The following is a 9,515-nucleotide window of genomic DNA, read 5'->3' as shown; positions in this document are numbered from 1 at the left end:
GCGGTGGCCGCCGGGGCCCGGGTCGCCCGCGCGCTGGAGATCCTCGCCGACGACGCCCCCGAGCACCTCGTGGCGGCCGGCCGGCTGCGCCTGGAGCACAAGCAGGCCTCGCTGGAGGAGCTCGGCCAGCTCGCCGAGCCGCCGCTGACCAAGGACGCCATCGCCGGCCGGATCCGGCGGCTGCTGGCCATGGCCGACAAGCGCGCCATGGACCAGGGCATCGCCGGCACCGAGGCCAACGTCACCGCCGACATGCTCGCCCCCTGATACCGGCGAACGCGAGGAGGGCCCGCCGGGCGACGGCGGGCCCTCCTCATGCGCTGGGGGACGCTCAGCGCTGCGGATACTGCGGTCCCTGGCCGGGCTGCCCGCCGTAGGGCTGCTGTTGCCCCGGCCCGTACGGCTGCGGGTTCTGCCCATACTGCTGCTGGGGGCCCGGGTACGCCGGGCCGGACGGCTGCTGCGGCGCGTACGGCTGCTGGGGAGCGGCGTACGGTGCGGGTGCGGCCGCCATCGCCCGGGCGGCCTGGATGCGCCGCAGGACCATGCTGAACGCCGCGGCCGCGCCGATCGCCCAGAACAGGTACGTCTTGCCGTCGAGAGAGTCGAAGTACAGCTTCGGGTGGTGCATCTCGACGTTGATGAGCCTGGAGAAGGCGATGTGGTCCTTGTGCGCGGCGTACGCGAGGAAATCCCCGAGCGCACAGCCGATGACCGTGAACAGGGCCGCCACCAGGGCGATGCCCGTGCTCGACGGCCGGGCCGCGAACATGGTCAGGCCGACCAGGGCCCCGACCCCGATCGCCACGAGGCTGAACTCGTGCGCGGTGACGACGGTGATGACCGCCCAGAGGGCGGCGCCGAGGATCATCGCGAGCAATCCTGCGGCGATCGCCTTGCCGTTGCCCCCACGTGGGCGCGCCGACGATTCGTGCATGACACCTACCTTGCCGTTTTGTGGGCGCAGGCAGGTCTTCACCTGATGAATCAGCGCCCCACCCTTGATCCGTGGTGGGTTTGATGGGCGGATGATGCGTATGGTTCCAGACAATTTGGTCTAGACCACGACTGGACCAACATGGTCTAGACCAATTAGGCTGCTTCTGGTTCGCCGCCCGCCATGGATGTTGGCTCCCGGCCGGGCGGCGGGCCGATCGCCCGGGCGCCGCGGTGACGAGTTCCCCGCCCGGGTTCGATAAGGTCGGATCTGAAAAAGATGAAGTCAATGCCCCCGGTAGACGACGCCGGGGACGAAGGAGAATGGTGCCGTGACCATCCGGGTTGGCGTGAACGGCTTCGGCCGTATCGGCCGTAACTTCTGGCGTGCTCTCAACGCCGCCGGTGGCGACGTTGAGATCGTGGCGGTCAACGACCTCACCGACAACGCCACGCTCGCTCACCTGCTCAAGTACGACAGCATCCTCGGCCGGCTGCCGGAGGACGTGAAGGCGGGTGCCGACGAGATCACCGTGGGCGGCCACACCATCAAGGCCTTCGCCGAGCGCGATCCGGCCAAGCTGCCGTGGGGCGACCTCGGCGTGGACATCGTCGTCGAGTCGACCGGCCTGTTCACCGACGCCAACAAGGCCAAGGTGCACGCCGAGAACGGCGCGAAGAAGGTCATCATCTCCGCGCCGGCCAAGAACGAGGACGTCACGATCGTCCTGGGCGTGAACGACGACGCGTACGACCCGGCGCAGCACACGATCATCTCGAACGCGTCCTGCACCACCAACTGCCTGGGCCCGATGGCCAAGGTGATCAACGACACCTTCGGCATCGAGCGTGGCCTGATGACCACGATCCACGCCTACACCCAGGACCAGAACCTCCAGGACGGCCCGCACAAGGACCTGCGCCGCGCCCGCGCCGCCGCGCTCAACGTCGTGCCGACCAGCACCGGCGCCGCCAAGGCGATCGGCCTGGTGCTGCCCGAGCTCAAGGGCAAGCTCGACGGCTACGCGCTGCGCGTGCCGGTGCCGACCGGCTCGGCCACCGACCTCACCGCCACGCTGTCGCGTGAGACCACGGTCGAGGAGGTCAACAACGCGCTCCGCGCCGCCGCCGAGGGCCCGCTGCGCGGCATCCTCACCTACACCGAGGACCCCATCGTCTCCAGCGACATCGTCACCGACCCGGCGTCCTGCATCTTCGACGCGGGCCTGACCAAGGTGATCGGCGACCAGATCAAGGTCGTCGGCTGGTACGACAACGAGTGGGGCTACTCCAACCGCCTCGTCGACCTCGTCAAGCTCGTGGGTGCGAGGCTCTGAGCCCGATGCGAACGATCGATGAGCTCGGTGACGTGCGCGGCAAGCGGGTCCTGGTCCGTTCGGACCTGAACGTCCCGCTCGCCGACGGCGTGATCGGCGACGACGGCCGCATCCGCGCCAGCGTGCCCACCATCAACGAGCTCGCGGAGAAGGGCGCACGCGTCATCGTGTGCGCCCACCTCGGCCGCCCCAAGGGGACGCCACAGCCGGAGTTCTCGCTGAAGCCGGTCGCGGCCCGCCTGGGCGAGTTGCTCGGCCGCGAGGTGCGCTTCGCCGACGACACGGTCGGCGAGTCCGCGGCGGCGACGGCCGGAGCGCTGGCCGACGGCGAGGTCGCCCTCCTGGAGAACCTCCGCTTCAACGCGGGGGAGACCAGCAAGGACGACGCCGAGCGCGGCGCGTTCGCCGACGCCCTGGCCGGTCTCGCCGAGCTGTACGTCGGCGACGGCTTCGGCGCGGTGCACCGCAAGCACGCCAGCGTCTACGACGTGCCGCAGCGGCTTCCGCACGCGGCCGGCGGGCTGGTCGCCGCCGAGGTCGAGGTGCTCAAGCAGCTCACCGAGGACCCCAAGCGCCCGTACGTGGTGGTCCTCGGCGGCGCGAAGGTCTCCGACAAGCTCGGTGTGATCGCCAACCTGCTCGGCAAGGTCGACCGCCTCCTCATCGGCGGCGGCATGGCCTACACCTTCCTCAAGGCCCAGGGCCACGAGGTCGGCAACTCCCTTCTGCAGGAGGACCAGCTCGACCAGGTCAGCGGCTTCCTCAAGGAGGCCGAGGAGCGCGGTGTCGAGCTCGTGCTGCCGGTCGACGTGCTGGCCGCGACCGAGTTCGGCGCCGACGCGCCGCACGAGGTCGTCGGCGCGACCGCGATCCCGGCCGACCGCGAGGGCCTCGACATCGGCCCCCGCACGCGTGAACTGTTCGCGAGCCGGCTCGCCGACGCGGCGACGGTGTTCTGGAACGGCCCGATGGGCGTGTTCGAGTTCGACGCCTTCTCCGGCGGCACCCGCGCGGTGGCCGAGGCTCTGATCGCCTCGGACGCGTTCACCGTCGTCGGCGGCGGTGACTCGGCGGCGGCCGTACGCAAGCTGGGCCTGCCCGAAGACGGGTTCTCGCACATCTCGACCGGCGGCGGCGCGAGCCTCGAATACCTCGAAGGCAAGACGCTGCCCGGCCTGGCCGCTCTGGAGGACTGATCGTGGCGCCGAAGAGTGCCGCCGGCGAGGGGGGCCGCAAGCCCCTCATCGCCGGCAACTGGAAGATGAACCTCAACCACCTCGAGGCGATCGCGCACGTCCAGAAGCTGGCGTTCGGTCTCAAGGAGGCCGACTACGAGGCGACCGACGTCGCGGTGCTCCCGCCGTTCACCGACATCCGCAGCGTGCAGACGCTGGTGGACGCCGACCGGCTGGTGTTGAAGTACGGCGCCCAGGACATCTCGGCGCACGAGAAGGGCGCCTACACCGGCGAGGTGTCGGGGGCGATGCTCGCCAAGCTCGGCTGCACCTACGTGCTCGCCGGCCACTCCGAGCGCCGTGAGTACCACAACGAGGACGACGCGCTCGTCAACGCCAAGGTGAAGGCGGCGTTCAAGCACGAGCTGACGCCGATCCTGTGCGTCGGGGAGGGCCTGGAGATCCGCCAGGCCAATGAGCACCTGTCGCACACGCTCGGCCAGCTCGAAGGCGCCTTGGAGAAGGTGCCCGCGGACCAGGCCCGGCAGATCGTCATCGCGTACGAGCCGGTCTGGGCGATCGGCACCGGCGAGGTCGCCACCCCCGATGACGCGCAGGAGGTGTGTGGCGCGATCCGCACACGCCTCGCCGAGCTGTACAGTGGAGATCTCGCCGATCAGGTGCGCATCCTCTACGGCGGCTCCGTCAAGGGTGACAACATCGCCGGCATCATGGCCAAGGCGGACATCGACGGGGCGCTCGTCGGGGGTGCCAGCCTCGATGCCGGAGAGTTCATCAAGATCTGCCGGTTCCGTGAGCGGCTCGCCTGATATCCGTTGCCGGACTGAGCGTTTCTGCTGAGACAGGCGGGGGTAGTGACGTACCCTCGGAACGGATGACCTGAATACGCGACTATTCCCCGCGCCCGGCGGGGTGAATCACGAAAGCGCTGAACTGCTGTGATCATCGGAACTTCCATCGTCCTCATCATCACGAGCGCGCTGATGGTGTTGCTCGTCCTCCTCCACAAGGGCAAGGGCGGTGGCCTGTCGGATCTGTTCGGTGGCGGTATCAGCTCATCGCTGGGCGGGTCGTCCGTGGTCGAGCGCAACCTCGACCGGCTCACGATCGGCACGGGCATCATTTGGTTTCTGTCGATCATCGCCCTGGGCCTGCTGTTCGCACACGGCCACCACGGCTGATCCGCGGCACGGGCATATCGCCAGGCAGTGTTGACGGCCGTCGCGTCCTCGTCGCGACGGCAGGAATAACGAGGAGTACTCCGTGGGTAGTGGCAACGCCATTCGGGGCAGCCGCGTCGGTGCCGGCCCGATGGGAGAGGCCGAGCGCGGTGAAGCGGCACCCCGGGTGTGGGTGACGTTCTACTGCGCGAACCGGCACGAATCGCGGCCGAGCTTCGCGACCGACGTCGCCGTACCGGACCAGTGGGACTGCCCCCGCTGTGGTTTCCCCGCCGGCAAGGACCCCCAGAACCCCCCTGCGCCCCCGCGCAACGAGCCGTACAAGACGCACCTCGCGTACGTGAAGGAGCGGCGCAGCGACGCCGACGGTGAGGCCATCCTCGAGGAGGCCCTCACCAAGCTCCGCAACGAGCGGGCCGCGATCCAGGCGGCCATGGAGCGCGCCCGCAACTAGGCATGGCCGCGACGGCCCGGTGCACGCCTCGGCGTCCACCGGGCCGTCGCCGTTTCGGGCCCGTCTCACCACCCTCCGCCGCGCGACAGGCCCTAGGGTGGGCCCGTGAGCCGGTGGACCTGTCCGCGGTGCGACCGCGAGTTCGGGCGCGCCCGGCAGGCGCACGTGTGCGTGCCCGGCTGCACGGTCGAGGAGTGCTTCGCCCCCTGGCCGGAGGCCTACCGGGAGATCTACGACCGGCTGGTCGACCATCTGGCCACGCTGGGGCCCGTCCACGCCGACGCCGTCGGTGTCGGGGTGTTCCTGAAGAGCGACCGCAAGCTCGCCGAGGTGCGCCCCAAGGCGCGGTCGCTGAACCTCTGGCTGTTCCTGCCCCGTCCGGTCGAGCACGCGCGCGTCGCCCGTCGGCTGCCCGTCTCCGGGGACCGGACGATGCACGTCATCAAGCTGCTGGACCCCGCCGACGTGGACGAGCAGGTGTGCGCCTGGCTCGACGAGTCCTTCGACGCGGCCACCGACTGATCGGCGGGCGGCTACCATGGGTGGCCTCGCGACTGGCGTATCGAGGTGGAGTTCACCACCGGGGAGCGAAGCAGTCCGACACCGCGCGCCTGGGTGTCTGGAGCCGCAAGGAGGCTTCGTGCACCAGCCACGCCTGTCCCATCTCGCCGACGCCGACCCCGCGGTCGCCGACCTCATCGAGGCCGAGGCCACGCGCCAGCATGACAAGATCCGGCTCATCGCGTCGGAGAACTACGTCTCGCCCGCCGTGCTGGAGGCCACCGGCTCGGTCCTGACCAACAAGTACTCCGAGGGCTACCCGGGCAAGCGCTACTACGAGGGCCAGCAGGTCATCGACCCGGTCGAGGAGCTCGCCCAGGAGCGCGCCCGTGCGCTGTTCGGCGTCCCGCACGCCAACGTGCAGCCGTACTCCGGCTCGCCCGCCAACCTCGCCGTGCACCTGGCGTTCATGGAGCCGGGCGACACCTTCCTGTCGCTGGAGCTCGCCCACGGCGGGCACCTGACCCACGGTTCGCCGGTGTCGATCACCGGCAAGTGGCTGCGGCCGGTGCACTACAGCGTCGGCCGGTCGACCGGGCGGGTCGACATGGACGAGGTGCGCGACCTCGCGCGCCGCGAACGCCCGAAGGTCATCCTCTGCGGTGGCACGGCCATCCCGCGCACGATCGACTTTCCGGCGTTCGCCGAGATCGCCCGGGAGACCGGCGCCGTTCTCGTCGCCGACATCGCGCACATCGCCGGCCTGGTCGCCGGGGGAGCGCACCCGTCCCCGGCCGGACACGCCGACGTGATCACGACGACGACGCACAAGACCCTGCGGGGTCCGCGCGGCGCCATGATCATGACGACCGAGGAGCACGCGACCGCGATCGACAAGGCGATCTTCCCCGGTCTGCAGGGCGGTCCGCACAACCACACGACCGCGGCGATCGCCGTGGCGCTGAACGAGGCCGCCCGGTCGGAGTTCCGCACCTACGCGCGGCAGATCGTCGCCAACGCCAAGGCCCTCGCGGCCGCGCTGACGGCCCGCGGCTTCGACCTCGTCTCCGGCGGCACCGACAACCACCTGATCCTCATCGACCTGACGAACAAGAACATCGCCGGCAAGCCGGCGGCCAAGGCGCTCGACCTGGCCGGTATCGAGCTGAACTTCAACACGGTGCCCTTCGACCCGCGCAAGCCGTGGAGTCCGTCGGGCATCCGCCTCGGCACGGCGGCGATCACCACCCGCGGTCTCACCGAGGAGCACATGACCTCCGTCGCCGAGTGGATCGACCGGGCGGTCGTGGCGGCGGAGGACGGACCCGCGCTCGAGAAGATCGCGGGCGAGGTCCAGGACCTGCTGACCGGCTTCCCGATGCCGGGCTGGGCACCCACCCGCTGACGCATCGACCCCGGCGCGGGCGGGTCCGGTGGATCCTCCTGCCCGCGCCGGAGCCCGCCTCTGAGTCCCGCGGAGGACGAGCGCCAGGCCTAGTACTACATGGCTAGATCTGTAGGACTTGGAGGCGCAGGCGTCGGAAGTGGTGTCTGCGTGCTTGGGCTTGGTGGTTGCGTCGGTGGGTGGACCAGTAGAGTCCCGGTTCACCGGTGTGATCGTCTTTATCGGTCAGGTTGAACAGGCGGCGGATCTCGCCGATGGTCAGGGCGATCAGCCGTCGGCCGGGGTGGTGTGGCAGGCGGCCAGCGGTTTGATGTGGTTCGTGATGTTCTGCTGGATGTGTGCTTTGGGGCGCTGCCGGTTGTCCATAGGGGGTGGGTTCCCTTTTTGGGGTACGGCGGAGAACGGCGAGAAATCCCAGGGCGAGCATCGCCAAAGTGATGTGCCGGTACCCGGCGGGGTAGAGCCGGAACTGGTACTGGTCGAGTCCGGCTTCTTGTTTGGCCGCCTCGAAACATTCCTCGATCGGCCACCTTTTCTGGCCGAACTCCTCATCGGCGGCGAACCATGCGAATGGCACCCCGGCAGCCACCGTGCGGGTGATCATGGCCGTCACCTGCTGCGGGCGGGTCGCGAACCTCGCCTCCTCAGGCACCTTGGCCTCGGCCCTCCGGCCCGGGTCATCGCACCAGGACCGTTCGGGCAGATACAGTTCCCGGTCGATCAGCACCCGGTTCCCAGCCGGGGTGGCATAGGCCAGGAACGTTCCCATCTGACAGTTGTCGATCCGGCCCAGCGTCCCAGCGTCCCGGGGTACTGCCGCTGCACCCCGGCCCGACTTGGTGCCCTTCTTCGCGAACCCGGTCGGGTCGGCGATCAGCACTGCCCGCACGTCGGCGACGTGTTCCATCGCATAAGCCCGGACCTCATCGCCTAGCCCGTCGGCGTCCCACGGGGTCAAGTTGATGAACCGCTAAAGGCTGGGGCATGCAAACACCGTCACACACCCCAACCCACTCACGCAGAGAAACGAATCGATCGCCAGGAGCGATCTAGGCATGTAGTACTAGGAGGCCGGGCCGGGCTCCCAGGAGGGCCGTGACTCGCCGTTCGGGACGCCGACGCGGAACACGCGCAGCTGCAGTGCGAGCGCGGAGTAGTAGCCGACGAGGGTGACGAGCTCGACCACGGCGGCGCGGCCCAGCGACGCCGTCGCCTCGGCGAACATCGGCGCGGACAGGTCGCCGTCGGCGGCGAGCGCGCGGGCCGTCTCGTGGACGATCCGCTCCCGCGCGTCGGCCAGGATCGGGTCCGCGCCGGTACGCAGGGCGGTCAGCTCGTCCTCGGTCAGGCCCGCCCGGCGGCCGATGCGCTCGTGCGCGTACCACTCGTAGTCCGAGCGGAGCCGCGCCGCGACGACAAGGGTCGCGATCTCCCGTTCGCGCTTGGTGAAGCTCGTCCGGAACCGCAGCGCGGCGCCCAGCTCCTGCAGCGGATCGCCGACGGCCGGGCTGTAGAGCATCGCGTTGAACGGGCCGAGCAGCCGGCCCTCCTCGTCGACGAACGAGAAGACGTTCGCCGGGCGGGGGCCGCCGACGATCGCCGTGTAGACGTCGCGTTGCTCGTCGTCGAGATCGTCGGGATGCAGGGAGGGAAGGCGCGGCTCGTCGATCACGGACAGCACCGTATCGCGCCGCGGCCCGGCCGATCCGCGTACGGCGGGCGGCGCGGGGAACCGAGAGCCGGACTATCGTCGGGGGCGGAACGCCAGGCCGGATGAGAGGGGATGGTCACCATGACAGTGCCGTCGTTTCCGCCCGAGTTCCCGTGGGAACCGTCGCGGCCGGAGCCCCGGCGCGATCCCCTCGACCTGCCGCAGCGTGGCCCGCAGGAGGGGCCGAGCGCCGCCGACCTGCTGTTCGATCGGCGTATCGTGCTGGCGAACGGCTGGATCGACGGTGAGCTCGCCACCGATCTCTCCGCGCGATTGATCATGCTCGACGGGGGCGGCGACGAGCCGATCGCCCTGCACCTGCGCGCCCCGGACGCCGACCTCGAGGCGGCGTTCGCGGTGGCCGACACGATGGGCATCCTGTCCTGCCCGGTGAACGTGGTGGTGATCGGCCAGGCGGGCGGTCCCGCGCTGCTGATCCTGGCGGCCGGGCGGAGCCGCGAGATGACCCCGCACGCGACCCTCCTGCTGACCGAGCCGCGCGCCGAGAGCGGCGGCGCCGCCTCCGACGTCGCGATCCACGAAGAGGCCTACCGGCGGAAGGTCGACGCGTTCTACATCCGGCTCGCCGAGGTCACCGGCCGTGAGGTGGACGAGATCCGCGACGACGCGCGGGAGGGCCGCATGTTCACGGCCGAGCAGGCGCGGGAGTACGGCCTCATCGACGCGATCGCCGGCAACCGTTCATGATCGCGGCCGGGCGCACGGCGGCCACCGGCCACCGGCCACCGCGGCCGGGCCGCCGCGACGAGGTCACGGCCTCCGCAGGGCGCAGT

The 9,515-nt window shown here is 70.1% G+C and carries 11 protein-coding genes, 2 pseudogenes and 1 riboswitch; of the genes and pseudogenes, 9 read left to right on the top strand and 4 right to left on the bottom strand.

Translation table 11 applies throughout. The annotated features are described in order from the left end of the window. A partial coding sequence (gene whiA / locus ACFFNX_RS32350; protein WP_378209668.1) for a DNA-binding protein WhiA occupies positions 1–267 on the top strand: 267 nt, incomplete at its 5' end. 64 nt (positions 268–331) lie between these two features. Here whiA and ACFFNX_RS32345 read toward each other — a convergent pair. Then, complete coding sequence (locus tag ACFFNX_RS32345; RefSeq protein WP_378209667.1) at positions 332–937, bottom strand: hypothetical protein; 606 nt, start codon at positions 935–937, stop codon at positions 332–334. 331 nt (positions 938–1,268) lie between these two features. Here ACFFNX_RS32345 and gap point away from each other — a divergent pair, with 331 nt between their 5' ends. From gap to glyA, 7 genes are all read left to right on the top strand, one after another. Next, positions 1,269–2,273, top strand: a complete 1,005-nt coding sequence (gene gap / locus ACFFNX_RS32340) for a type I glyceraldehyde-3-phosphate dehydrogenase (RefSeq protein ID WP_378209666.1) — start codon at positions 1,269–1,271, stop codon at positions 2,271–2,273. A gap of 5 nt (positions 2,274–2,278) precedes the next feature. Then, a complete protein-coding gene (locus tag ACFFNX_RS32335; RefSeq protein ID WP_378209665.1) occupies positions 2,279–3,469 on the top strand; it encodes a phosphoglycerate kinase in 1,191 nt (396 codons plus the stop codon). A 2-nt stretch (positions 3,470–3,471) separates the two neighbouring features. Next, on the top strand, positions 3,472–4,278 hold the full coding sequence (gene tpiA / locus ACFFNX_RS32330) for a triose-phosphate isomerase (protein WP_378209664.1): 807 nt from the start codon (positions 3,472–3,474) through the stop codon (positions 4,276–4,278). Between the two features lie 129 nt (positions 4,279–4,407). Continuing rightward, entirely contained in the window at positions 4,408–4,650 is a 243-nt protein-coding gene (gene secG / locus ACFFNX_RS32325) for a preprotein translocase subunit SecG (protein WP_285584091.1), read from the top strand. Between the two features lie 82 nt (positions 4,651–4,732). Next, positions 4,733–5,104 (top strand): RNA polymerase-binding protein RbpA, encoded by a 372-nt coding sequence (locus ACFFNX_RS32320; RefSeq protein WP_285584093.1) that lies wholly within the window; start codon positions 4,733–4,735, stop codon positions 5,102–5,104. Positions 5,105–5,209: 105 nt separating this feature from the next. Continuing rightward, positions 5,210–5,626 (top strand): DUF5655 domain-containing protein, encoded by a 417-nt coding sequence (locus ACFFNX_RS32315; protein ID WP_378209663.1) that lies wholly within the window; start codon positions 5,210–5,212, stop codon positions 5,624–5,626. 18 nt (positions 5,627–5,644) lie between these two features. Next, a riboswitch (ZMP/ZTP riboswitch) is annotated at positions 5,645–5,728 on the top strand. 16 nt (positions 5,729–5,744) lie between these two features. Then, positions 5,745–7,010 (top strand): serine hydroxymethyltransferase, encoded by a 1,266-nt coding sequence (gene glyA / locus ACFFNX_RS32310; protein ID WP_378209662.1) that lies wholly within the window; start codon positions 5,745–5,747, stop codon positions 7,008–7,010. 394 nt (positions 7,011–7,404) lie between these two features. Here glyA and ACFFNX_RS52425 read toward each other — a convergent pair. The 3 genes and pseudogenes from ACFFNX_RS52425 to ACFFNX_RS32300 all read right to left on the bottom strand — a co-directional run. Beyond that, positions 7,405–7,542: pseudogene (locus ACFFNX_RS52425) on the bottom strand (IS701 family transposase); the annotation flags it as partial. Between the two features lie 12 nt (positions 7,543–7,554). Further along, positions 7,555–7,968, bottom strand: a pseudogene (locus ACFFNX_RS52420) (transposase); the annotation flags it as partial. A 105-nt stretch (positions 7,969–8,073) separates the two neighbouring features. Beyond that, positions 8,074–8,682: a carboxymuconolactone decarboxylase family protein gene (locus ACFFNX_RS32300; RefSeq protein ID WP_378209660.1), complete on the bottom strand. Its 609-nt coding sequence runs from the start codon at positions 8,680–8,682 to the stop codon at positions 8,074–8,076. Positions 8,683–8,793: 111 nt separating this feature from the next. On the opposite strand from ACFFNX_RS32300, the gene ACFFNX_RS32295 reads away from it, so the two are divergent. Next, positions 8,794–9,429, top strand: a complete 636-nt coding sequence (locus ACFFNX_RS32295) for an ATP-dependent Clp protease proteolytic subunit (protein WP_378209659.1) — start codon at positions 8,794–8,796, stop codon at positions 9,427–9,429. The last annotated feature ends 86 nt before the right edge of the window (positions 9,430–9,515 follow it).

The sequence above is a fragment of the Actinoallomurus acaciae genome (assembly GCF_042429965.1).
Classification (GTDB): Bacteria; Actinomycetota; Actinomycetes; order Streptosporangiales; family Streptosporangiaceae; genus Actinoallomurus; species Actinoallomurus acaciae.
This window is presented reverse-complemented; position numbering and strand designations above follow the sequence as displayed.